At 75.1% G+C, this 22101-nt stretch carries 22 protein-coding genes; 11 read left to right on the forward strand and 11 right to left on the reverse strand.

Annotated elements, in window-relative coordinates:
• Window positions 1–39 precede the first annotated feature (39 nt).
• Window positions 40–462, forward strand: a complete 423-nt coding sequence (locus QFZ62_RS11980; RefSeq protein ID WP_307506016.1) for a GNAT family N-acetyltransferase — start codon at window positions 40–42, stop codon at window positions 460–462.
• A 15-nt stretch (window positions 463–477) separates the two neighbouring features.
• Here the strand turns inward: QFZ62_RS11980 and QFZ62_RS11985 are convergent, their stop codons facing one another.
• The 3 genes from QFZ62_RS11985 to QFZ62_RS11995 all read right to left on the reverse strand — a co-directional run bounded on the left by QFZ62_RS11985 (window position 478) and on the right by QFZ62_RS11995 (window position 2968).
• A complete protein-coding gene (locus QFZ62_RS11985) occupies window positions 478–1116 on the reverse strand; it encodes a hypothetical protein (RefSeq protein WP_307506018.1) in 639 nt (212 codons plus the stop codon).
• 2 nt (window positions 1117–1118) lie between these two features.
• The gene (locus QFZ62_RS11990; protein ID WP_307506021.1) at window positions 1119–2078 is read right to left on the reverse strand and encodes a hypothetical protein; all 960 of its coding nucleotides are present in this window, start codon (window positions 2076–2078) and stop codon (window positions 1119–1121) included.
• Between the two features lie 86 nt (window positions 2079–2164).
• Window positions 2165–2968 carry a nitroreductase family protein gene (locus tag QFZ62_RS11995; RefSeq protein WP_307507791.1) on the reverse strand — a complete coding sequence of 268 codons (804 nt, stop codon included), beginning with the start codon at window positions 2966–2968 and terminating at the stop codon, window positions 2165–2167.
• 551 nt (window positions 2969–3519) lie between these two features.
• Here QFZ62_RS11995 and QFZ62_RS12000 point away from each other — a divergent pair.
• A complete protein-coding gene (locus tag QFZ62_RS12000; RefSeq protein ID WP_307506024.1) occupies window positions 3520–4164 on the forward strand; it encodes a histidine phosphatase family protein in 645 nt (214 codons plus the stop codon).
• Here QFZ62_RS12000 and QFZ62_RS12005 read toward each other — a convergent pair.
• A complete protein-coding gene (locus QFZ62_RS12005; protein ID WP_307506027.1) occupies window positions 4161–4568 on the reverse strand; it encodes a hypothetical protein in 408 nt (135 codons plus the stop codon). The genes QFZ62_RS12000 and QFZ62_RS12005 overlap by 4 nt on opposite strands.
• Before the next feature lie 179 nt (window positions 4569–4747).
• Here QFZ62_RS12005 and opgC point away from each other — a divergent pair, with 179 nt between their 5' ends.
• The 5 genes from opgC to QFZ62_RS12030 all read left to right on the forward strand — a co-directional run bounded on the left by opgC (window position 4748) and on the right by QFZ62_RS12030 (window position 10863).
• On the forward strand, window positions 4748–7276 hold the full coding sequence (gene opgC / locus QFZ62_RS12010) for an OpgC domain-containing protein (protein ID WP_307506029.1): 2529 nt from the start codon (window positions 4748–4750) through the stop codon (window positions 7274–7276).
• A 168-nt stretch (window positions 7277–7444) separates the two neighbouring features.
• A complete protein-coding gene (locus QFZ62_RS12015) occupies window positions 7445–7780 on the forward strand; it encodes an STAS domain-containing protein (RefSeq protein WP_307506032.1) in 336 nt (111 codons plus the stop codon).
• On the forward strand, window positions 7773–8195 hold the full coding sequence (locus QFZ62_RS12020; RefSeq protein WP_307506035.1) for an ATP-binding protein: 423 nt from the start codon (window positions 7773–7775) through the stop codon (window positions 8193–8195). Before QFZ62_RS12015 ends, QFZ62_RS12020 begins: the two co-directional genes overlap by 8 nt.
• Entirely contained in the window at window positions 8195–9523 is a 1329-nt protein-coding gene (locus tag QFZ62_RS12025; protein WP_307506038.1) for a PP2C family protein-serine/threonine phosphatase, read from the forward strand. Before QFZ62_RS12020 ends, QFZ62_RS12025 begins: the two co-directional genes overlap by 1 nt.
• Before the next feature lie 107 nt (window positions 9524–9630).
• Entirely contained in the window at window positions 9631–10863 is a 1233-nt protein-coding gene (locus QFZ62_RS12030; RefSeq protein ID WP_307506040.1) for a PP2C family protein-serine/threonine phosphatase, read from the forward strand.
• Window positions 10864–10917: 54 nt separating this feature from the next.
• Here the strand turns inward: QFZ62_RS12030 and QFZ62_RS12035 are convergent, their stop codons facing one another.
• On the reverse strand, window positions 10918–11475 hold the full coding sequence (locus QFZ62_RS12035) for a DUF2087 domain-containing protein (protein ID WP_307506043.1): 558 nt from the start codon (window positions 11473–11475) through the stop codon (window positions 10918–10920).
• A 106-nt stretch (window positions 11476–11581) separates the two neighbouring features.
• Between QFZ62_RS12035 and QFZ62_RS12040 the strand changes: the two genes are divergently transcribed.
• From QFZ62_RS12040 to QFZ62_RS12050, 3 genes are all read left to right on the forward strand, one after another.
• Window positions 11582–11755, forward strand: a complete 174-nt coding sequence (locus QFZ62_RS12040) for an antitoxin (RefSeq protein WP_307506045.1) — start codon at window positions 11582–11584, stop codon at window positions 11753–11755.
• Between the two features lie 127 nt (window positions 11756–11882).
• Window positions 11883–12035, forward strand: coding sequence for a hypothetical protein (locus QFZ62_RS12045; RefSeq protein ID WP_307506048.1), 153 nt, complete (start codon window positions 11883–11885; stop codon window positions 12033–12035).
• 124 nt (window positions 12036–12159) lie between these two features.
• Window positions 12160–12441: a hypothetical protein gene (locus QFZ62_RS12050; protein WP_307506051.1), complete on the forward strand. Its 282-nt coding sequence runs from the start codon at window positions 12160–12162 to the stop codon at window positions 12439–12441.
• A 75-nt stretch (window positions 12442–12516) separates the two neighbouring features.
• Here the strand turns inward: QFZ62_RS12050 and QFZ62_RS12055 are convergent, their stop codons facing one another.
• The 5 genes from QFZ62_RS12055 to QFZ62_RS12075 all read right to left on the reverse strand — a co-directional run bounded on the left by QFZ62_RS12055 (window position 12517) and on the right by QFZ62_RS12075 (window position 18883).
• Window positions 12517–12708: a DUF2795 domain-containing protein gene (locus tag QFZ62_RS12055; protein ID WP_094127534.1), complete on the reverse strand. Its 192-nt coding sequence runs from the start codon at window positions 12706–12708 to the stop codon at window positions 12517–12519.
• A 22-nt stretch (window positions 12709–12730) separates the two neighbouring features.
• Window positions 12731–13696, reverse strand: a complete 966-nt coding sequence (locus tag QFZ62_RS12060) for a glycosyltransferase (RefSeq protein WP_307506054.1) — start codon at window positions 13694–13696, stop codon at window positions 12731–12733.
• Window positions 13693–15297 carry a D-glycero-beta-D-manno-heptose 1-phosphate adenylyltransferase gene (rfaE2, locus tag QFZ62_RS12065; RefSeq protein WP_307506057.1) on the reverse strand — a complete coding sequence of 535 codons (1605 nt, stop codon included), beginning with the start codon at window positions 15295–15297 and terminating at the stop codon, window positions 13693–13695. Before rfaE2 ends, QFZ62_RS12060 begins: the two co-directional genes overlap by 4 nt.
• Window positions 15294–16784, reverse strand: coding sequence for an aldehyde dehydrogenase (locus QFZ62_RS12070; protein WP_307506060.1), 1491 nt, complete (start codon window positions 16782–16784; stop codon window positions 15294–15296). Before QFZ62_RS12070 ends, rfaE2 begins: the two co-directional genes overlap by 4 nt.
• Window positions 16785–16972: 188 nt before the next feature.
• Complete coding sequence (locus QFZ62_RS12075; protein ID WP_307506063.1) at window positions 16973–18883, reverse strand: glycoside hydrolase family 127 protein; 1911 nt, start codon at window positions 18881–18883, stop codon at window positions 16973–16975.
• A 194-nt stretch (window positions 18884–19077) separates the two neighbouring features.
• Here QFZ62_RS12075 and QFZ62_RS12080 point away from each other — a divergent pair, with 194 nt between their 5' ends.
• Window positions 19078–20064 carry a LacI family DNA-binding transcriptional regulator gene (locus QFZ62_RS12080; protein ID WP_307506065.1) on the forward strand — a complete coding sequence of 329 codons (987 nt, stop codon included), beginning with the start codon at window positions 19078–19080 and terminating at the stop codon, window positions 20062–20064.
• 218 nt (window positions 20065–20282) lie between these two features.
• Here QFZ62_RS12080 and QFZ62_RS12085 read toward each other — a convergent pair whose 3' ends face one another.
• Window positions 20283–22079, reverse strand: a complete 1797-nt coding sequence (locus tag QFZ62_RS12085) for a beta-galactosidase family protein (protein ID WP_307506068.1) — start codon at window positions 22077–22079, stop codon at window positions 20283–20285.
• Window positions 22080–22101 lie beyond the last annotated feature (22 nt).

The following is a 22101-nucleotide window of genomic DNA, read 5'->3' on the forward strand; positions in this document are numbered from 1 at the left end:
CGGCCGGGCGGCGACTGCACAGGCCGGTACGGTGTCGAGGTGATCGCCAACGCCGACGAGGTCCCCGCCCGCGACGAGCTGGTCGACCTCTACGGATCCGTCGGCTGGAGCGCGTACACGCGCGACCCGGAGCGGCTCGAGCGGGCGCTCGCCGGATCCGCCCTCGTCGCCACCGCGCGGGACGCCGACGGGCGCCTGGTCGGCCTGGTGCGCACCGTGGGCGACGGGGTGTCGATCTGCTACGTGCAGGACCTCCTCGTGCGGCCCGACCGGCAGCGCCGCGGGATCGGCCGCGCCCTCCTCGAGCACGTGCGCGCACGCCAGGCCGAGGGCGTGCTCCTCGTCCTCACGACCGACGCGGGCGGCACCGAGGACGGCGACCGCTCGCACCCCTTCTACCGGTCGCTCGGCTTCGCGCCGCACGCGGAGCAGGGGCTGGCGGCGTTCTCGCTGCGGGTCTGAGGATCCGCGCGCCGGTCAGCGCGGCAGGGTGCGGGCGCGCTGCGGATCCTCGATCAGGCGGATCGCGCCCGGGATGTCGAGGCGCCCCGGGAAGTTGACGTGCGTGAAGCGGCCCTCGGGGTCGTAGGACGCGGTGGGGGCCTCGATGCGGGAGCCGCGGACGGCGGCGATCAGCGCCTCGGCGCGCTCCGGCGAGATGGTCGTGGTGGGTCCGATCGCGAGCACGACGCGGAAGCGGCCGCCTCCGGCGAGGTCGAGGCGGAGGGAGAGCGGGTCGCGGGCCGGGCGCCTGCGGGGCTTGTCGTAGCGGGACTCCGGGGGGATGGGCGGCTGCTCCACGAGCGCACCGACGAGGTCGGTGAACGGGCGCTCCGTGCCGCGCAGCCGGAGGAGCCCGCGAGCGGCGTGGATGTCCAGCGCGGGTGAGGCGCGCGTGACCAGCAGGACCACCAGCGACTGGGCGATCACGAGACCGACCGCCGCCGTGGCGATGACCGTGAGGGCACCGCCGCCGAGCGCCTCCTCGAGGCGACGCCCGAGCGCGACGAACAGGTTGCCCCCGACGTACGCGACCACGAGGGTCCAGAAGCCGCCGATGATCAGGCGCTGGCTGTATGTGGGCGGCGGGATCCGGACCCAGCCGTCGTCCGCCACCGTCAGCTCCCGTCGGCGGGGCGGGTCGTCTCCGCGGGCTCCGCGGATCCGTCGCGCTCGGCCTCGGCGCGGGCCGCGTCGGCGGCCGCGCGCTGGTGGGCCGCCCGGCGCGCGTCGCGGCGGATGACGACGATCATGATGACGCCGCCGGCCAGGAAGAAGAGAGCGAGCCCGACCACCGGGATGTCCGCGCGGCCGAACAGCGCCGTCGGGTTCCGCACCGCGACCACCGCGAAGAAGGCGCCCATCGCCGTCACGAGCCCGGCGACGGTGTACTGCGCGCGCATCGAGACGCGGTTCCGGCTGGGCGTCCCCGCGGGGCGGACGTTCCGCGCGCCGGAGCCCTGCCCCCGCCGGCCCTGAGCGGCCATCGGCTCGGCGACTCCGCTGCCGTCCACGAGCGCCGCGGCGTCCTCGCGGGTGAGGTGGCCGGGGAACTCGACGTGCGCGAAGCGGCCGTGCGGGTCGTCCTTCGAGCGGGGCGGCGCGATGCGGGAACCGTCGACGAGGGCGAGGAGCGCGTCCCGCTGCGCGTCGTCGATGCGCACCCCCTCGCGCGTGGAGACGACGACGCTGCAGCTCTCGTCGCCGGTCGTCGTGAGGCGGAGCACCAGGGTGTCGTCGCCGTCCGCGCCTGCCAGCTCGATGCGGGCGCCCGTGACCTCGGCGAAGCCCCACTCCCTCCGGCCGATGCGGAGGAGGCTGCGCGCGACGTCGATCGCGGGCGGCTGCGTGCGCTCGACGACGACCAGGTAGGCGATGCCGACGCCGGCGACGGCCAGCAGGATCGGCAGGCCGAGGCGGATGAGCGGGGACGGGCCGACCGCCTCGTCCACGAGGCGCGCGAGCCCGCCGACGGGCGTCCACGCGAAGAGCGACACGAGGGCGAGGGACGCCGCGGTGATCAGCCAGCGGTGCCGGGCGGTCGGGGACGGGATGCGCACCCAGGCGCCGCTGCTCATGCCTCGACCCTAGGGCGGCGGACCGGCCCTCTCAGGCCGCGAGGCGGCGCACCGCGCCCCCAGTAGGAGGCGCGCGGCCGGCGGGATCAGGGAGCCGTCGGCTCGTCCCACCCCTCCTGCGGGGTGTCGCACGTGCCGCGGAACACGTACTGCGAGGGGCGCTTGCGCTCCCGGCTCGACCAGTCGATCGCGGGGCGGCGGGCCTCCGGCGGCAGGTAGCCGAGCCGGTAGACGGCCATGAGCTGGAGCTCCGGCGGCACGCGCAGCAGCTCCTCGACGCGGGTCCACTGCTCGCGGATCTCCATCGGGAAGGAGATGAACTGGATCCCCATGCCGATCGCCCCGGTCGTCAGCCACACGTTCTCCATCGCGGCGCCCATCGAGAACGTCGAGTAGAAGGCGGCGAGGGACTCGGGGCGCTCCTCGGCGCGGTCGAGCATGACGCCAATGAGCAGCGGGCTGCCCGCGACGAGCTTGCGGTTCTCGCGGCCGAGCGTCCTCGGCACCTGCAGCGAGTTCATCAGCCGCTGCCCGCGCGGCGTGAACGCCTGCTTGGTGAACGGGCGCAGCGGCGCGGGGAGCTTGTCGAAGAGCATCCCGTCGCGGCGGCGGTCCATCTCCTCCTGCGAGAAGCGGAAGTAGTGCTTGTAGCGCTCGAAGAAGGTGCCGTTCGACATCGTCTCGGTCATGCTCTCGCCGCTGATCTCCGCGATCCGCTCGATGGTGTCGCGCTCCTCGACGAGGACGAAGCGCCACGGCTGGCTGTTCAGCTGCGAGGGCGCGCGGCCGGCGACCTCCATCAGGAGGCGCTGGTGCTCCTCGCTCACGGGGTCGGGCAGGAAGGCGCCGTTGGTGGTCTTCCGGGCGCGCAGGACGTCGAGGAACTCCACGGTCATCTCCAGGCGGTGAGGGTGCCCCAGGCGAACCAGGGGGCGGCGGTCAGGGCGACGGCGGGGTGCCGGCGGGTGCGCGTGCCGGTCGGCGGGGAGCGCGGCGAGCGGGATCAGGGCGGGCGCGAGGCGGAGGGCGGCGCGGAGGGCGGCCCGGCGGGCGGGCGGGGTGCGGGCCCCGAGCGGCGTGCTCAGCGCGACCGCGGTCAGGGTGCTCGTGAGCACGTAGGCGCGGTGGTGGAGGCGGAGCTCCGGCCGGGGCGGGAGGATCCGGGCGGCGGCGCCGATCCCGATCGCGCAGTTCACGAGGTACGCGGCCGTGGCGGCGGCGAAGGCGAGGCGCACCGCGGGAGGAGCAGCCGGTCGGGGCGGGGTTCGAGTGGCGATCGTGGCTCCCGTGCTCCCGCTCCGTCCGATGCCCGGGCGGTCGCCGCGGGCCCCTCCGACGCTAGTCCGGCCGTCCCCGCGACGGCTCCGGCCCACAGGTGCCGGGAAGGTCCTGCGGGCGAGCGAGGGCGGACCGGCGACGGGGGTCCGGGAGGATGGTGTCCATGCAGACACCCCCGGCCGCGCCCGCGCGCCTGCTCCTCACCCGGCACGCGCAGACGTCCTGGAACCGGGAGTACCGGTACAACTCGCGCACGGACGTGGACGTCGGCGACGACGCCGCCGAGCAGCTGGCGCCCCTCGCGGCGCGGCTGCGCGGGGAGGGCGTGGAGCGGATCCTCGTGAGCACGCTCGTGCGCGCCCGCAGCACCGCGCGGATCCTGCAGGAGCAGGGTGTCGCGCCGGGCGTGGTGCCGGAGCCGCGGCCCGAGCTGGTGGAGCTGGACTTCGGCGGCTTCGAGGGGATCACGCGCGACGAGCTGCGCGGACCTGTGCACGGGGAGGCGTTCGCGGCCTGGCTCACGGGCGACGACGGCGAGCCCGCGGCGCCCGGCGGCGAGACGTGGGCGGAGGCGGCCGTGCGGGCGCGCGCGGTGCTCGACGACGTGGCGGCGGATCCGCGCACCACCCTCGTGGTCGCCCACGGCTACCTGCTGCGCGTGCTCTACCTCACGGCGCTCGGGCGCTCGCCGGCGCTCACGCGCTCGCTCGTGTGGGCGAACGGGCAGCTCATCGAGCTGGAGCGCGACGGATCCGGGTGGCGCGAGCGCGAGACCTCGGCGGATGCGACCGCGGCGGCCGCCGGCTAGGAGTCCGTGGCCGCGGGATCCGCGAGCGACGCCGGGTAGCGCAGCTCGAACACGACCTCGTCGAGCGCGCCCGTCCAGACCATGTCGGGGCCGCGGCGCGCGAGCGGGCCGTCGGTGAGGTCGATGGCGTCGGCGAGGCCGAGTCCCGCGATCCACGACTCGACGATCTCGCGGCGCATCTCGGGCGCGTAGGCGTCGGCGTCGCCCGCGAAGTGCACGCCCTCCCAGGGGCCCCCGAGCTGCCAGGCCAGCGGCGGGAGGCCGCGGAGGGCGCCCTCGGCGTTCCAGGCGAGCGCGATGGAGGTCTCGATCCCCTGGCGGGTGATGCGCCGCTCGGTGGGAGCGTGCTCGCGTGCGGTCGACACCGTGTTCTCCTCGGCCAGCCGACGGCCGCCCCTGCTCATCGAGCTCGTCGCTCGGCATCGAGGATATCCGGCGCGTCGCCCCGCCCGCCACTCGGCGGCGGCCCGCGGATGCGGGGCGGGCCCGCGCGGGGCGCGGCCCGGCGCATCACCCGCCCCCGCGTCCGCGTAGGCTCGGCCCGACGCGCATCTCGGGGGAGCATCGGCGTCGGGGGAGCAGGATGCGCACGCGGGACCACCAGGGGCACGGTCGGGCCGCCTCGCCGCGCCCGCGTCCGCGGATCCTCCGCGCGCTCGCCGTCGCGGGGCTCGCCGCCGCCGCGCTGGTCGCCGGCCCGATGCCGGCGACCGCCGCAGCCGCGCCCGCTACCGTCCCCGCCCGCGACCTCCCCGCCGTCCTCGTGCCCGACAGCGGCGCGTACCTCGGCGCCACCATCGACTGGAGCCGCGACAGCGCCGCCGCGCAGGCCGACCGGCTGGGGGCGCCCGCCGCCGTCTACGCGCACTCCGGATCCGTGCCGATGGCCGACGGCGAGATCACCTACCTCCGCCAGTTCGCGCAGCAGGCCGCCGCCGTCGGCGCGATCCCCGTCCTCACCCTCGAGCCGTCGGTGCCGCTCGCCGAGATCGACGACGACGCGGCCGCCGAGCTCGCGGCGGACGTGCGCACCGTCCTCGGATCCGCCGACGCGCCCGCCTACGTGCGCTTCGCCCCCGACATGAACACGCCATGGTCGGCGTGGGGCCTGCAGCCGGGCGCCTACCGCGCGGCCTTCGCGGCGGTGGCGGGCGCGGTGCACGCCGAGCTGCCCGGGTCCGCCGTGGTGTGGTCCCCGAGCTGGGGCGGCTCCTACCCGTTCGGCGCCGACCGGCCCGCGTCCGACGCGGACCTCCGCGCCCTCGACACCTCGGGCGACGGCGTCCTCGACCAGACCGACGACCCCTACGGCCCGTACCTGCCGGCCGCCGGGGACGTGGACGTGGTCGGGCTCTCCGTCTTCCACGACGACTCGCCGGAGGGCCGCGTGGTGATGACGCTCCCCGCCGACGGCGAGCTGGCGGCGCGGCTCGGGCCGACCGAGGTCCCCGCGGAGGGCGCTGCGCCCGACGACTTCGTCGCGCGCTTCTCCACCCCGGACGCCACGCCGCTCCTCCTCGAGACCGCCGCCCTGACGAGCCCCGCCGCGGAGGCGGGCGGGCCTGCGGCGCTCGACGTGCAGCGGGCGTGGTGGCGGCAGGTCATGGCGGCCGCCGGCGACGACGCCTACCCGACCCTCGCCGCGGTGCTCTGGACCGATGCGACGACCGCGCGGGACGGCGTGCCGATCCAGTGGGGCGTGAGCGAGGTCCCCGACGTCGCCGCGGCCTTCGCCGCCGACCTCGCGGGCAGCGCCCTCATCCCCGGTCCCGTCCTCGATCCCGTCGCCGCGTCCGCCGCCGCCTCGGGGCCGGGCGTCATCCCGCCGGGGTGGAGCGTCGCCGTCGCCGTGCTGGTGCTCCTCGTCGCGGCGGCCCTGTACGTCCTCGCGACGCGGCCCCGGATCCGCGCGCGCCTCGCGTACGCGGAGCCCGGCCGCCGCGACCTCCGCATCGACACGATGCGCGGCATCGCCATCGTGTTCGTCGTCGTCAACCACGTGGGCCTCGTCTCGGCCTTCCAGACCATCACGCAGGAGGGCGTGGGCGTCGTCTCCGGCGCCGAGCTGTTCGTGCTGCTGTCGGGGGTCGTGCTCGGCCTCGTGCACCGGCCCGCGATCGAGGCGGGCGGCATGCGGGAGGTCGCCGGGCGCACCACGCGCCGCGCGGTGAAGCTCTACGTGACCGCGCTCGTCGTGGTGCTCGTCGTCTTCCTCCTCAGCCGGATCCCCGGCGTCGACGGCACGGTCGTCACCACCTTCACCGACGAGGGCACGGGCGCGGCCGGCGCGGGCGCGTCCGGCACCGTCTACGACCTCTACGCGGGGAGCGAGCAGCTGTTCGCGTACCCCGTGTCCCTGCCCGCGGTGATCGACCTCCTGCTGCTGCGGGTCGGGCCGTGGCAGTTCAACATCATGGGCCTCTACGTGGTGCTCCTCGCGGTGTCGCCGCTGATCCTCCTGCTCCTCGCCCGCCGCCGGTGGCCGCTCGTGCTCGCGGGGAGCGTCGCGCTGCACATCGTGGGCGCCGTCGCCCCCACGCGCCTGCTGCCGTCCCAGTTCGAGGACTCGTTCCCGCTGCTGTCCTGGCAGCTGCTCTTCGTGGTCGGGATGGTCGCGGGGTACCACCGCCGGAGCATCCTCGCGTGGTGGTCGTCGCGCGCCGGCCGCGTGGTCCTGCCCGCGTGCGTGCTGCTCGCCGTGCTCCTCGGGCTGTTCGCGTGGAGCAACCCGTACCTCGCGGATCCGCTCGACGTGCGGCTCTCGCTCCTGCCGGACGCCACGTACCAGCAGGTCTACGACGCGTGGTTCCAGCGCACGCGGGTCGAGCCCGGGCGGCTCCTCGACGTGCTGCTGGTGGTGGTCGTGGGCTACGCGGCGCTCACCGCGTTCTGGCGGCCGATCCACCGGGCGCTCGGCTGGTTCCTCGTGCCGCTCGGGCAGGCGACGCTCTACGTCTTCATCATGCACGTGCTCCTGGCCCTGGTCGCCGCGAACATCCCGGGCCTCGCGTCCTCGGGGGTGGTGGTCGGCACGCTCGCCTACGTGGTGATCCTGGGGCTCCTCTGGCTGATGGTGCGCACCCGGTTCCTGTTCCGCCTCGTGCCGCGCTGACCGGCGGGGAGACGGGTCCTCGCGGCGCCCCACGGGATTCCCCAGCATGGGAGACTGAGCGCGAACGGGGTGCGGGACGACGGGCGGACGCGTGCGAGGGGCACGCGGGGACGCCCACCCGCCGACCGACCGGATCCGGTCGGCCCGACCGCGACAGGGGGAGAGCTGATGGCATTCACGACGACCACCGCGATCGTCGACGAGACGACGGTGGTGACGCCGGACGGGATGCTCAACATGGCATCCGCGCCCGAGCTGCGACGCGCGATCGAGGAGGCCGTGATCGACGGCCCCGCCCGCGTGGTGGTGGACCTCTCCTCCGTCCCCTTCATCGACTCGTCCGGCCTGGGCGCGCTCATCGGCTGCCTGAAGGTCGCCCGCGACCGCGGCGGCGACCTCCGCATCGCGGCGCCCGGCGCGCAGGTGTCGATGGTGCTCAAGCTCTCCAACCTCGACCGCGTCCTCCTCTCCTCCCCGACCCCCGAGGCGGCCTACCGTGACTGAGACCACGCGGACCATGACCCTCCAGGCGCCGCCGGACGACGTCGACGCCGTGCACGAGCTCGTCGCCCGGCTCTGGGACGACCGCCCCGACGTCAGCGACCTCGACCGCATGGCGTTCGAGACCGCCCTGGTGGAGCTCGCCTCCAACGTGATCGAGCACGCCGACAGCGGCGAGGGCGTCTCCTGCGTGGTCAGCGTCACGGTCGACGACGGCACCATGAGCGCCAGGCTCCGCGACGGCGCCGAGCCCGGTGACTTCCGCCTCGCCCCGCGCGAGATGCCGGGCGTCGACGCCGAGTCGGGCCGCGGGCTCGCCATGGTGCAGCTCCTCTGCGACGAGCTCACCTACGAGCGGGTGGGTGACGAGAACGTGTGGAGCGTGCGCCGGACCCGGATCGAGCCCGAGGCGAGCTGATGACCGCCTCCTCGTCGGTGCCCGCCTGGAGATCCCGCACCACCTGGCTGCTCGCCGCGGACGACGACGCCCCGGCGATCGACCTGGGCTCGGCCGGCAGCTCGACGACGATGGGCCCGTCCGCCCTGCTCAAGCAGGGGCCGATGGTGGTGCTGTACGCCGCGGCGCTCCTGATGGGGCTCGTGGTGCCGTCGCTGGCCGTCGCCGACCCGGGCGCGCTGCTCGCCTCCGCGGGCCTCCTCGCGGTGGCCACCCTGCTGGCGGCGCTCGTCACGGTCCGGCCGGACCTCGCCCGCCTCACGAACCTCGTGCCCGTGCTCGACTTCGCGGTCGTGGCCGTCCTGCGCCTCGCGACGGGCGAGAACGCGTCCATCTACGGGTCGCTCCTCGTGCTGCCCGTGGTGTGGCTCGGCGCGAACCGCGGGCGCTGGCACATCCTCACGGTCTTCGTCGGCGTCTACCTGACCCTCGCCCTGCCCGGGCTGCTGCACCTGCGGGGGCAGAACGAGAACGAGCTCTGGCGCGGGCTCTACAGCGCGCTCGCGTTCGCGTTCGCGGCCTTCGTGGTCAACGAGCTGTCGCGCCTCGCGCGGCGGAGCCTCGACGCCGCCCGGGACCGCGAGCGGGCGTCGGAGGAGGAGCTGGCGCGGGCGTCGGCGGTGCAGCAGGCGCTGCTGCCCAAGACGTCGGTGCCGCTGCCCGGCTACCAGGTGGCCGGGGCGTGCCTCCCCTCCAAGTCCGTCGGCGGCGACTTCTTCGACTGGTACCCGGTGAAGGAAGGGCTCGCCTTCACGCTGGGCGACGTGATGGGCAAGGGCGTCGGCGCCGGCATCATCGCGGCGACCGCGCGCGCCGTGGTCCGGAGCGCCAAGAACGTGCCGGATCCGGTGGCCGCCATCGAGCGCACCGCCGACTGCTTCACGGCGGAGCTCGGCGAGACGAGCACCTTCGCGACGGTCTTCCACGCGCGCGTCCGGGCCGAGGACGACACCGTCCTGTTCGCCGACGCGGGCCACGGCCTCTCGGCGCTGGTCCGGGCGGACGGATCCTGGGAGCGGCTGGCCTCGAACGACCTCCCCGTGGGCGTCCCCGGCGCCGCCGGCTGGACGACGCACGAGGTGCGGCTCGCGCCGGGCGACCTCATCGTCACCTTCAGCGACGGCGTGCTCGACCTCTACGACGGCACCCTCCGCGCGGTCGACCATGTGGTCGAGCTCGCGCGGGCGTCCTCGTCGGCCGAGGACCTCGTGGGGCGGATCACGGCGCTCGCCTCCGAGCAGGCGAACCCCGACGACGTGACCGTGCTGGTGCTGCGCCGCGAAGCCTGACGGCACGCCCGGCACGGGTCCGCGCGCAGGGCCGCCACCTAGACTCGGCCGCAGGCGCCGCGGTCCGGGGGATCGGCCGTCGACGGACTCAGGGGGATCGGATGGCCATGCAGGAACCCGTCGCGCGCTCGGGCGGATCGGATCCGGCGGGCCGGCCCACGGGCGTCCGCACCGGCGTGGACGAGCAGGCGCGGCTGCGTGCCGTGCAGTCCCTCCGGCTGGTGGGATCCACCGCGGAGGAGCGCTTCGACCGGGTGACCCGGCTGGCGCGCGAGCTGTTCGACGTGCCCGTCGCGGAGATCAATCTCCTCAGCGAGGCCGAGCAGTTCACCAAGTCGCCGCAGCCCGCGGGCGTCTCCCTGATCTCGGACCGCGCGCAGTCGTTCTGCGACATCACCATCCGCTCGCCGGAGATCCTCGTGGTGCCGGACGCGACGAAGGACGAGCGCTTCGCGCACCGGACCACCGTGACCGGCCCCCGCCACATCCGCTTCTACGCGGGACGCCCGCTCGTGTCCGGCGGCCAGGCGGTCGGCACGCTCTGCCTCGTGGACACGGAGCCGCGCGAGCTCCGGCCCGCGCAGGAGAAGCTCCTCGACGAGATGGGCGCCTGGGTCGAGCGCGAGCTCCGCGACAGCGCCGACGAGGAGGTCGCCGGGGAGGTGCAGCGGCGCCTGCTGCCCGTCGACCGGCCGCTGTGGCCGGACTACGACCTGGCGGGGATCAGCATCCCGTCCCGCGGCGTCGGCGGCGACTTCTACGCGTGGGGCGAGGACGTCGACGGCCTGCACGTGACCGTGGCCGACGTCATGGGCAAGGGCGCGGGCGCGGCGATCCTCGCGAGCGCCGTCCGCTCCGGGTTCCAGGCGCACCGCGGGCCCGACGTCGAGGGCACCGTCACCGCGGTGCAGGCGCAGCTCCAGCCCGACCTCGACGCGACCGAGACCTTCGCGACGTTCCTGCACTGCCGCATCGACGGATCCACGGGCCGCTTCGCGTACGCCGACGGCGGCCACGGCCTCACCGTGCTGCTCCGCGCCGACGGCACGCACGAGACGCTGCCGGCGCTCGGCCTGCCGCTCGGCGTCGTGCCGGACGCCACCTGGTCGGCGGGCCGCGGCGTGCTCCGCGCCGGGGACCGCCTCCTCGCCTTCACCGACGGCGCGCTCGACCTCTTCGACGGATCGCTCGACAGCGTGGCGCCGCTCGTGGAGCTCGTGCGCTCGGCGTCCGACGCCGCCGAGACGGTGCGCCGCATCGCCGACGCCACGGCGGACGCGGCGGCGCGCGGGCTGCTCAGCGACGACGTGTCGGCGGTGTGCGTGCGGCACGCGGACTGATCCGCGGCGCGACCGGCCGGAGGACCGCGGCGGCGGGGGCGACCGGAGTCGGGCTCAGCGTGCGGCGGGCTCCGCGGCGGGATCCACCGCGTCCGCGCCCGTCGTGCCGTCGTCGTCCGCCCGCGCGTACTCGGATCCCGAGCGCGTGCGGAGGAGCAGCCCGGCGTCCACGAGGTGGCGGCGCAGCAGCGCGTGGTCGTCGGCGTACGGCGCCAGCCGCTCCGTGAGGGCGCGCTCGTCGAGCACCTCGTCGGGCTCCAGGACGCGGGCGGCCACGTGCCGGAGCAGCGCGTCGAGGTCCGCGGGACCCGCGGGCCACTGCGCGATGCGGCCGTCGCGGAGGAACCGCTCGACGCCCTGGGCGGGCGGCGTCGCGGGCTGCTGGGCGAGGATCGCGCGGAACACGGCGTCGGGCGCGGTCGCCGTGCCGTCCGGGTCGAGCGCCACGAGGCCCGAACCCACGAGGGACGCGCGGGCCTTCCTCCGCTGCGCGGGCGTGAGCGGCGCGAGGGCGTCGTCGAGTCCGGATCCGAGCACCACGCGCGCGTAGGCCGCCCGCAGCTCGGCGTCGGCGAGCACGCCGGCGAGGCGGCGGGGGTCGATGCGGTCCATGGATCCAGCCTCGCATCCGCATGAGGGGGATGTCGCGCGCGCCGGATCGGAGCATGGTGGAGGTGCGTCCCGATCGGGGCGTTCCGCAGACGAAGAGGAGAACGGCATGGCAGATCTCGGAGACAAGGCCAAGGGACTCATCGACAGCGACAAGGGCGAGAAGGCGACGGACGGGGCCATCGACAAGGGCCAGGACGCCGCCAGCAAGGCGACCGGCGGCAAGTCCGACGGCGCCGCGGAGAAGGCCGGCGACGTCGCCGACCAGAAGCTCGGCCAGTAGTCCCGCACATCGAATCCGCACCGCCCGGTCCTCCGCTGGAGGGCCGGGCGGTGCTGCGTCCAGGCGTCCGCGCCCCCGTCGTCCCGCGTGCCTTCCGTGCCGCGGGGCCGCCCGGTACGGTCGGCGCATGACCGCCCTCCGCCTCGTCCTCCGTCTCCTCGGCCGTGCCCTGATGCGGATCCTGTACGTGCTCGGGAAGGGCCGCATGGGGGGCGAAGGGCAGAACCCGGCGAACGGCGACCCGATGGGGTTCCAGAAGCCCACCGAGTACCGCCCCTGATCCTCGCCCCCTCCCCGACGTCCCCGCGTGACATCCCTCCCGGGAGCTGTCAACCCCGTCCTCACCGATCCGGCGCGCGCATACCGTCGAGGGGATGGCGGGGACGCCCAGGAGGAGAGGGACGATGCTGCGGATCGAGGAGCGCCTGGAGGTCGTCGCGCTCTCGGCGACGGAGTGGCGGGTGTGCGACTCGCGCCTGCACGAGAACGACGCGCGGAGGCTCCGCGGCTACCTGCAGGCGCAGGGCGAGCGGGTCGAGCTGATGCGCATGCAGCCGGTCCCGGGGCTCTGCGACTGGTTCAGCTGCCTCGAGGACGCGCTGGCCGCGATCGAGGAGGAGCTCCCGGCGGAGGCCGGCGGGCGCGGCGGCGGGCGGCGCGGCGTGCGAGCCGGCGGGCGGGGCTGACCCCCGCGGAGCACGTGCGACGGCCCCCGTCCTCACCAGGAGGACGGGGGCCGTCGAGGTCGTGCGGGACGCGGATCAGCTCGCGTCGGAGACGGCGGAGTTGATCGCCGTGGGGGCGTCGTACTCCTTGTCCTCGATCTTCTTGAGGGCGTCGAGCGCGTCGGAGTCGGCGCCCGACTCCTCCGCCTTCTTCACGATCGCGTCCTTGGACGCGGGGTAGTCGAGGCCGCTGAGGTGCTTCTGGAGCTCGATGGGGTTGATGGCCATGGTGATGTCCTCTCGTCGGTGATCAGGAGCGGTCGGCGCGGTCACCCGCGCCTCCCTCGGATCGAGTCGACTCCTCGGCGGGCGCGTCGTCTAGGGGCGCTTCCTGGGGATCCGGCGACTCGTCGGCGAAGACCACGTCGAAGGCGTCCACCTCGCGGACGGGGATGGTGGTCGGCGCCTCCAGGTGCACGGCGCCGCTCGGCACGATCCCGGCGCCGCCGGAGCGCTCCATCACCCGCCACTGCGCGGCCACGTCCTCGCCGGAGTGGTGCTCGGGCAGGCGCTCCCAGAAGTCGAAGCCGCCCGTCTCCACGAGCGCGTCGCGGCGGTAGAGCACGCAGCCGCCGACCCACGCGATCCGGTACGCGAGCCACGTGTCGACCTCGAGGTCGAGGTCCGCGGCGATGTGCGCGAGGTTCGCGGCGTTGTGCAGCGGCCACCGGTCGAAGCCCGGCGTGTCGCGGCGGACGCGCTCCGGCTGCACGGCGTCGCCCCACGGCGTGAAGGCCGTGGCCTCGTGGGCGCGGCGGTCGTCGAGGTAGCTGAGGCCCTGCACGGCGGCGCCGACGAAGCCGATGCCGAGCGTCCGGAGCGCGTCGTGCATGCGGCGGAGCATGCCGGGCTCCAGCCACACGTCGTCGTCGAGGAAGAGCACGGCGTCGGCGGTCGCGCGCGCGAGGAGCGACGCGCGGTGCTCGGCGATCCCGCGGCGCGGCAGGTGCGACACCACCTCGACCTCGCGGCCCTGCGCCCGGAGCACGCGCACCATGCCCTGCACGCTCGGCTCGGCGTCGGCGCGGAAGCCGTCGGACTGGTCGCTCACGATCACGCGGAACGGCGGATCGTCCTGGCCGGCGAGGCCGGAGAGCGTGACCGCGAGCTCGGCCGTGCGGCCGGCGCTCGGGATCAGCACGTCGATCGCGGGCGCGTCCGGCGCCCGGCCCGCGCCCCACTCGCCGGACCAGCGGCGGCTCCGGCCCGCGGTCACCGGGGGGCTCCCGGCGCGGGCTCCGGATCCGTCTCGGACGCGGGGGCGGCGGCCTCGGGGCCGGCGGGGCCGGCGGGGCCGACGGGGCCGCCGGCGGGCGCGGACTTCGCCGTGCCCGCGGGGCGGGTGAAGCCGGGATCGGGGGCGGAGGCGCGGATCCGGTCGACCATCGAGCTCGTGGACTGCGACGGCACGTAGCCGAGGATGCTGACCTCGCCGCCGTACGCGCGCACCACGTCGGTCTCGTCGAGCATCTCGGGCGTGTAGTCGCCGCCCTTCGCGTAGACGTCGGGCTGCACCGCCTCGAGCAGCGGGATGGGGGTGTCGGTGTCGAAGACGGTGATCACGTCGACGCAGGACAGCTCGGCGAGCACGCCCGCGCGGTCCTCCGCGGTGTTCACCGGCCGGTCGGATCCCTTCAGCCGCCGCACCGAGTCGTCGCTGTTGAGCGCCACCACGAGCACGTCGCCGAGGCGCTTGGCCTGGCGGAGGTAGGTGGTGTGGCCGCGGTGCAGCACGTCGAAGCAGCCGTTGGTGAAGACGATCCGGCGGCCGGCGGCGCGCTCGGCGGCCACGAGGTCGACGAGCTCGGCCTGCGAGACCGTGCGCGAGCGCGTCTCGCCGAGGTGGTCGGCGAGGGTCGCGGCCGAGCACACGGACGTGCCGGGGAGGCGCACGACCACGTCGGCCGCGGCCTGCGCGAAGTCGGCGCTCACCGTGAGCGGGAGGCCCACGGCGCGGGCGAGCGTGAGGGCGGCGACGAACGTGTCGCCCGCGCCGGACGCCTGCTTCTCGGGCACGGGGTGCGCGCGCGTGCGGTACGGCTCGCCGGCGCCGAGCACCACGGTGCCGTCGCGGTCCAGCGTGACGACGGCGGTCGCGGATCCGGCCGCGGCGAGGATCGCGTCCCCGAGCGCGGCGACCACGGCGGCGCGGTCCTCGTCGCGCGCGAGCGCCCGGTCGACCAGGCGGCCGGCCTCGCCCGCGTTGGGGGTGATGAGGTCGGGGCGGAGCGGCGCCCAGATGGCGGGGTCGTGCGCGTCGACCACCGTGAGGGCGGGGCGGCGCTCGCGGGCGGCGAGCGACTCGAGCACCACGCCGTGCAGCGTGCCGGTGCCGTAGTCGGAGACGATCTCGGCGTCCACGCCCGCGGTGGCCTCGAGGGCCGCGCGGGCGAGGGCGCGCGCGTCGTCGCGGTGGACGGATCCGCGGTGCACGTCGTCGACCCGCACGATCACCTGGTCGTCGCCCACGATGCGCGTCTTGGTGGTGGTGCGCAGGCGCGGCGAGTGCACGAGCCCCGTCACGTCGACGCCTGCGGCCACGAGCAGGTCGCGCACGCGGTCGCCCGCGGCGTCCTGGCCGACGAGGCCGACCATCCGCACGGTGCCGCCGAGGCTCGCGAGGTTCACGGCCGTGTTCGCGGCGCCGCCGAGGGACTGGATCCGCTCGGTCACGTCGACCACGGGCGCCGGCGCCTCGCGGGTCATGCGGTCGCTGTGGCCGCGCCACCACTCGTCGAGGATGACGTCGCCGATGACCGTGACGGTCGGCCGGCGCTCGGCCAGGAGGCCGATGATCCCGCGCAGCTCGCTCGTCATCGGGCGTCGCCCGCGTCCGTGCTCACGGAGCCGGACGCGTCCTCGGCGGGGGTGACCGCCCCCGCGTCGAGCACGGGCAGCCCGAGGTGCACGACCGTCGTGGTGCTCATCTCGTCGAGGAGCTCGGGGCCGTAGCCGAAGCCGGATCCGCTGCGGCCGCGGGGCTGCGCGGCGCCGCCGGGTGCGCCGCCGAAGACGCCGTTGACCTTGATCGTGCCGACGGGCAGCTCGGCGGCCGCGCGCTGCGCGTGCTCCATCGACGCGGTGAGCACGCTCGCGGCGAGGCCGTAGCGGTCGGCGGACGCGCGCTCGAGGGCCTCGTCGAAGTCCTCGACGACGCGCACGGCGGCGACCGGGCCGAACGTCTCGTGCGTCATGACGACCATGTCGTCGGTGCAGTCGACGAGCACGGTGGCCGGGTAGCGGGAGCCGGGGCCGTCGGGCACGTGCCCGCCGACGAGCGCACGGGCGCCGTCGGTGAGGGCCTCCTGCACCTGCTCGTGCACGGCCGAGCGCATGCGCTCGTCGACCAGCGGGCCGAGGTCGCCGGAGGAGTTCCAGCGCTCGGCCTCCGCGACGAGCGCGGCGGTGAAGCGGTCGGCGATGTCGCGGTGGACGTAGATCCGCTCGACCGAGGTGCAGATCTGGCCGGCGTTCGCGAAGGAGCCGAGGGCGGCCTGCGCGGCGGCCCACTCGGGGTCGACGCCCGCGTCGACGAGGAGCGGGTCGTTGCCGCCGTTCTCGCGGATGACGTGGGTGGGCGTCCCGGCGGCGCGGCGCGCGATGGCCTCGCCCGCGGCGGTGGATCCGACGTGCGCGACCACGCGCGTGTCCTCGTGCGCGACCAGCTGGTCGCCGACGTCGCCGCCGCCGACCACGGAGACGAGCACGCCCTCGGGGAGCGCCTCGGCGAGGATCCGGCCGAGCAGCTCCCCGAGGTGCGGGCAGCGCTCGCTCGGCTTGTGGATCACCGTGTTGCCCATGACGAGCGCCGCGCCGATGATGCCGGCCGCGACCGCCACCGGGTCGTTCCACGGCGTGAGCGCGACCGTGACGCCGCGCGGGCGCGGCACCGAGAAGTCGACGTTCGGGAGCGTGCCGAGGAGGGCCTTCCCACGGTGGACGGGTCCGAGCTCGGAGTACTGCAGGAGCGTGTCGACGCCCGCGCCGACGCCGCCGAGCGCGTCGCCGATGGGCTTGCCGGTCTCGCGGACGTTGAGCTCCGCGAGCTCCTCCGCGTGCTCCGCGAGCGCGTGGGCGGCGCGGCGCACGGCCTGGCCGCGCTGGGCGGGCGGCGTCGCGGCCCAGGCGGTGGACGCAGCGACCGAGCGGCGCACCGCGGCGTCGACCTCCTCGGGGCTCGACGCGTCGATGGCGCCGACCGGGGAGCCGTCGCGCGGATCCGTGATCCGCAGCGTGCCGGGACCGGCCTCGACCTCCTCGGGGTCGATCAGGTCATCGATGTCGAGTGCGGTGTCCGTGGTCATCGGTCTCCTCGTGCGGGTCGGCGGCCCGTGCGGCGGGGCGCGGGCCGGGCGGCGCTCGCGCGCCCACCCGGCCCGTACCCACTTCCCCGCCCGCTCACACGGGGCGCGGCCACCGCCCTCGGCCGGACCGTGGACCGACGCGTCCGCGACCGCCCTCAGGGTCCTCGCTCCTCCGCCGACGCGCGCGCTCAGCTCTCCCGGATCCAGATGCGCATCTCGCCCTCGCCGCGGTTGGCCCACGAGAAGTAGGGGACGAGGCGGAGCGTGGCGCCGTGCTCCCGGGGGATGTCGATGCGGTACAGGCCCTCGCCTCCGAGGGTGCTGCGCCGACCGTCCGCCACGACCACGCCCATGCCGTCCGCCGACTCGGTCCCGAGGTCGGCGTCCCTCGGGAGGGTCAGCATGTGCAGGTCGGCGCCGTTGTCCACCTCCTCGAGCGCGTGGATGAGCGGCCCCCGCGCGACGGCGACCCGGCCCGCGTGGTCGACGAGGCGCGGGTCGGCCCGGAGACGACGCGGTGCCGTGTCGAGCTGGAGGACGAGCTCGTCGCCGGCTCGCCACCGCCGATCGACCGTCGCGTACCCGTCGTCCCCGAGCACGCCGGCGTCATCCAGGTCCAGCGCCTCTCCGTTGAGCTGCAGCGTCGCGGTCCGCGACCACGCCGGGATGCGCACCGTCAGCGCGAGCTCCTGCTCGGGAGCCTCCGTGACGCGCAGGACGACACGGCCGGATGCCAGGACGTCGGCCTCGACCTCGATGACCGCGGTCTCGTCGCCCGCGGCGACGCGCACCGTCCCCGAGACGGGCACGTGGACGACGAGCTCCGCGTCCCCGGTCGCGTAGGCGTAGGAGCCGAGGGAGGTGAGGAGGCGGGCCAGGTTGGGCGGGCAGCAGGCCACGTCGAACCAGGCGTGGCGTCCGACGCCGCCGCGGCTGGCCATCGGGTTGTCGTAGAAGAAGCACTGGCCGTCGTGCGAGAGGCCGGACAGGACCCCGTTGTACAGGGCGAGCTCGAGCACGTCGCCGTACCGGCGGTGGCGGTCGATGCGCAGCATGCGCTGCGCCCACATCATGAGCCCGATGGCCGCGCACGTCTCCGCGTAGGCGGTCTCGTCCGGGAGGTCGAAGTCGCGGGTGAACCCCTCGTTGACGGCCGAGCTGCCGATGCCGCCGGTGACGTACATCCGCCGGGTGGTGAGGTGCTCCCAGAGTCCGCGGCACGCCTCGAGGAGCGATCCGTCCTCCTGCTCGCGGGCGAGGTCCGCCATGGCCGAGTAGAGGTACATCGCCCGGACGGAGTGGCCGACCGCCTCGTGCTGGTCGCGCACCGGCGCGTGGGCCTGCAGGTACTCGCGGGTCCGGCCGGGGTGCGCGTCGCCGCTGAACTGGCCGCCGAAGTACCCGGGGGTGCCGCGGCGCTCGGCCTCGAGGTCGAAGAAGTACGGCTCGGTGCCGCGCTCCTCGACGAAGTAGGACGCGAGCTCGAGGTAGCGGCGCTCCCCGGTGGCCGCGGCGAGCTTCACCAGGGCGAGCTCGATCTCCTCGTGGCCGTCGTAGCCGCGGATCTGCCCGTCGCCCCGCCCGAAGACCGTGCCGATGAGGTCCGCGTAGCGGCGCATGACGTCGAGGAGGCTGGTCTTGCCGGTGGCCGCGTGGTGCGCGACGGCCGCCTCGATGAGGTGCCCCGCGCAGTACAGCTCGTGCGCGTCGCGGAGATCCGTGAAGCGGTCCTCCGGGGCGATGACCGTGAAGTAGGTGTTGAGGTACCCGTCCTCGCCCTGGGCGGAGGCGAGGAGGGCGATCACGTCGTCGAGGCGTGCGTCGAGCTCCGGGTCGGGGTGGGCGACGAGGCTGTAGCTGGCAGCCTCGATCCACTTGGCGATGTCGCTGTCCCAGAAGATGTGCGGCACCGGATCCGAGTCCTTCCGCTGATGGCGGAGGGACTCCAGGTGCCCGATGGTCTCGAGCTGGTGGTACTGGAAGGGGATGGTCTCCGTGCGGACGGTCTCGATGCGGGGGCTCCAGAAGGAGTCGGCGATGTCGACGTCGGCGAGGGCGATGGGCGTCGTCGCCCGGACGGAGGGGAGGATGCGGGGCATGGTGGTTCCTTGTCGATGTGGGTGGGGAGCGGCCGGAGGGGACGTCGTCATCCCTTGAGGGCGCCCGAGGTGGATCCGCGGACGTAGTGGCGCTGCCGTCTCACCCGGGCGGCGGAACACTGGGAAGAAAGTAGAGCCGAGCTAAGGTCGGGGTCCATGACCACGGGCGAAAACGTACGAAAGTCCGCGAGATCATGTCGCGAGTGACCATCACGGACGTCGCCGCGCGGGCGCAGGTGTCCATCTCGACCGTGTCGAAGGCCCTCTCGGGCAACCACGAGATCAGCGAGGAGACCCGCATCCGCGTGCGCCGTGCGGCGGCGGATCTCGGCTACCGGCCGCGGGGGAGCGCGCGCCCGGCCCGGGCCGGGTCGACGCGGGCGGTGGGGCTGCTGACCCAGGACAGCGTGGGGCGGCTCAGCCTCCCCGTGCTCCTGGGCGCCGAGAACGCCGTCGGCACCGAGCGGATGTCCGTCCTGCTGTGCGACAGCCGGGGCGACGCCGTGCGCGGGGCCTACCAGCTCAACACCCTGCTCGAGCACGGCATCGACGGCCTCATCGTGCTCGCGGACGACACCAACGACCAGCCGTCGCTCGGGCGCCTGGGCGTGCCGGTGGTGTACGCGTACGGCGCATCCACCGACGCCTCGGACTTCTCGGTCGTCCCCGACGAGCAGGGCGGTGCGCGGGACGCGGTCCGGCATCTCGTGAGCCGGGGCAGGACCCGCATCGCCCACCTCACCGGGCCCGTCCACTACGCCGCGACGGTGCGACGCGAGCAGGCGTGGCGCGCCAGCCTGCAGGAGGCGGGGCTGCGTCCTCCCGCGGAGCCGATCCGAGGCGAGTGGCTCGAGTCCACGGGCCACTCCGCGGTGGACGAGCTCCTCGACCGCGGCATCGACTTCGACGCCGTCTTCTGCGGCAGCGACATGCTGGCCCGCGGCGTGGTCGACCAGCTCCGCGACCGGGGCCGGCGGATCCCGGAGGACGTCGCGGTCGTGGGCTTCGACAACTGGGGCCTGATGGCCGGGGGCAGCCGCCCGCCGCTCACGACCGTGGACATGCGCCTGGAGCGGCTCGGGCGCAGTGCGGTCTCGGCGCTCTTCGACGCGATCGCCGGGCATGCGCGCAGCGGCGTCGAGCGTCTCCCCACGGAGCTGGTGCTGCGCGCATCGTCGTGAGGCGCTGCCGTCCCTCGTCGTGCGCGGACGGACCCGGTCCCCGTCCTCGGGGACCCGGAGCCTCGCAGGTGCCTCAGGGGCGTCCGCTCACGAGCTCCCCCGCAGCCTCGAGCGCTTCGCCGGCCCCGGGCCGCTCCTGTCGCAGCAGCGCCTCGGAGAGGCCGGCGAGCGGCGGCCCCCGGCAGGTCGCGCGGCCCTGGCCGCGCGACCCGCCCTCCCTACGGCTCCCGGTGCCCGAGCTCCGGCTGCGCGAGGAACGCGACGACCGGATCCGCCGCCGCGCCCGTCTCGAACACGACGAGGTCGTTGCGGCCCGCGCGGAGCTGCGCGCCCGGCACGTAGAGCGTGTGCTGCGGCCCGCGGGTCCAGTAGCGGCCGAGCGCGAAGCCGTTGACGAAGGTGACGCCCTTGCCCCACGAGCGCGTGTCGAGGAAGAGGTCGGCGGGCGCCTCCACGTCGAAGGACGCGTGGGCGAGCACGGGTCCGTCGAGGAAGGCGACGGGCCCATCAGCGGGTGCCGCGGCGGCGCGGGTCGTCGCCTCGGCGGCCAGCGCGTCGAGGTCGAGCGGACGGCTCTCCCAGCCGGTGAGCTCCACCCCGTCGAGCGTCGCCGGGCCGATGAGGCCCTTGGCCTCGCCGATCCGCACGCCGTAGTTGACGCGTCCCTGGTCCTCCACGAGCACCTCGAGGATCCGGCCGGGCGGCACGGCGATCGCGGTCTCGTGCTGGTCGCGCTGGATCACGCCGACGCGCACCCCGTCGACCGACACGACGGCGCGGTCGCGCACCTCGCCGAACGCCAGCACGCGCGTGCGGTCCGACGCGGGCAGCTCCACCCGGTGCAGCGCGAACCCGCGGAACACGCCGAGCCCGTCCATCGACGGCACGGCGTCGGTGGCGCGGGATGCACCCGCCGCGCCGTCCGCGACGAGCGCGGCCAGCGGCACGACCTGGTCGAACGCCACCTCGAAGGCGGGCGCGTCCCCGCGCTGCGCGGGCACCTCGTCGGGCACGGACCGGTAGCGGGAGATCACCTCGCGGAACGCGAGGTACTTCTCCGTCGGGGATCCCGTCTCGTCCAGCGGGGCGTCGTAGTCGTACGAGGTGACGTGCGACTGGTACGTGCCCTTGTGGTTCGCGCCGTTCGTGAAGCCGAAGTTGGTGCCGCCGTGGAACATGTAGATGTTCACGGACGCGCCCGCGGCGAGCAGGGCATCGAGCTCGGCGGCGGCGTCGGCCGCGGACGTCGTGTGGTGGTGCTCGCCCCAGTGGTCGAACCAGCCGTCCCAGAACTCGCTGCACATGAGCGGCCCGGTCGGCTGGTGGCGGCGCAGGGTCGCGAGGCGCTCGGTGGCGCGCGAGCCGAAGGACCCGGTGCGGTGCAGCTCGTCGAGGCTGCCGCGGGAGAGCATCTCGTCGGTCGGCTGGTCGACGGTCGTCAGCGGCACGATGATCCCGGACTCCCGCGTGAGGTCCACGAGGTGGCGGAGGTACTCCGCGTCGTCGCCGTACGCGCCGTACTCGTTCTCGATCTGCACGAGGATCACGGGCCCGCCGTTGTCGATCTGCCGCGGCGCGACGATCTCGTACACGCGGCGGAGGAACTCGTCGACCGCGGCGAGGTACAGCGGCTCGCTGCGGCGGACGCCGACGGCCGGGTCCTCGAACAGCCAGCCGGGGAGGCCGCCGCCGTCCCACTCGGCGCAGATGTAGGGGCCGGGGCGCACGATCGCGTGCATGCCCTCGGCGTGGACCAGGTCGAGGAAGCGGCCGAGGTCGAGCCCGGCGCTCGTGTCGAACGCGCCGCGCTCGGGGGAGTGCGCGTTCCAGGCGACGTAGGTCTCGATGGTGTCGAGGCCCATGAGGCGGGCCTTGCGGATCCGGTCGGCCCACTGGTCGGGGTGCACGCGGAAGTAGTGGAGGGCGCCCGCGATGACGCGGTGGGGGCGGCCGTCGAGCTCGAAGTCGTCGGCGCCGATGCGGAAGCGGGTGCTGGTGGCGGGGAGGCCGGGCATGGTCATGTCCTCGGGGGTCGCG

It is taken from the genome of Clavibacter sp. B3I6, assembly GCF_030816895.1.
Classification (GTDB): domain Bacteria; phylum Actinomycetota; class Actinomycetes; order Actinomycetales; family Microbacteriaceae; genus Clavibacter.

Coding starts and splice junctions, on each gene's coding strand:
- QFZ62_RS12005 (WP_307506027.1), bottom strand. CDS start 4,568: ATGAGCAGGGGCGGCCGTCGGCTGGCCGAGGAGAACACGGTGTCGACC.
- QFZ62_RS12075 (WP_307506063.1), bottom strand. CDS start 18,883: ATGCCCCGCATCCTCCCCTCCGTCCGGGCGACGACGCCCATCGCCCTC.
- QFZ62_RS12035 (WP_307506043.1), bottom strand. CDS start 11,475: ATGGACCGCATCGACCCCCGCCGCCTCGCCGGCGTGCTCGCCGACGCC.
- QFZ62_RS12025 (WP_307506038.1), top strand. CDS start 8,195: ATGACCGCCTCCTCGTCGGTGCCCGCCTGGAGATCCCGCACCACCTGG.
- QFZ62_RS12055 (WP_094127534.1), bottom strand. CDS start 12,708: ATGGCCATCAACCCCATCGAGCTCCAGAAGCACCTCAGCGGCCTCGAC.
- QFZ62_RS12030 (WP_307506040.1), top strand. CDS start 9,631: ATGCAGGAACCCGTCGCGCGCTCGGGCGGATCGGATCCGGCGGGCCGG.
- QFZ62_RS12070 (WP_307506060.1), bottom strand. CDS start 16,784: ATGACCACGGACACCGCACTCGACATCGATGACCTGATCGACCCCGAG.
- QFZ62_RS12015 (WP_307506032.1), top strand. CDS start 7,445: ATGGCATTCACGACGACCACCGCGATCGTCGACGAGACGACGGTGGTG.
- QFZ62_RS12080 (WP_307506065.1), top strand. CDS start 19,078: ATGTCGCGAGTGACCATCACGGACGTCGCCGCGCGGGCGCAGGTGTCC.
- QFZ62_RS12050 (WP_307506051.1), top strand. CDS start 12,160: ATGCTGCGGATCGAGGAGCGCCTGGAGGTCGTCGCGCTCTCGGCGACG.
- opgC (WP_307506029.1), top strand. CDS start 4,748: ATGCGCACGCGGGACCACCAGGGGCACGGTCGGGCCGCCTCGCCGCGC.
- QFZ62_RS12085 (WP_307506068.1), bottom strand. CDS start 22,079: ATGCCCGGCCTCCCCGCCACCAGCACCCGCTTCCGCATCGGCGCCGAC.
- QFZ62_RS12045 (WP_307506048.1), top strand. CDS start 11,883: ATGACCGCCCTCCGCCTCGTCCTCCGTCTCCTCGGCCGTGCCCTGATG.
- QFZ62_RS12000 (WP_307506024.1), top strand. CDS start 3,520: ATGCAGACACCCCCGGCCGCGCCCGCGCGCCTGCTCCTCACCCGGCAC.
- QFZ62_RS11990 (WP_307506021.1), bottom strand. CDS start 2,078: ATGAGCAGCGGCGCCTGGGTGCGCATCCCGTCCCCGACCGCCCGGCAC.
- QFZ62_RS12040 (WP_307506045.1), top strand. CDS start 11,582: ATGGCAGATCTCGGAGACAAGGCCAAGGGACTCATCGACAGCGACAAG.
- rfaE2 (WP_307506057.1), bottom strand. CDS start 15,297: ATGACGAGCGAGCTGCGCGGGATCATCGGCCTCCTGGCCGAGCGCCGG.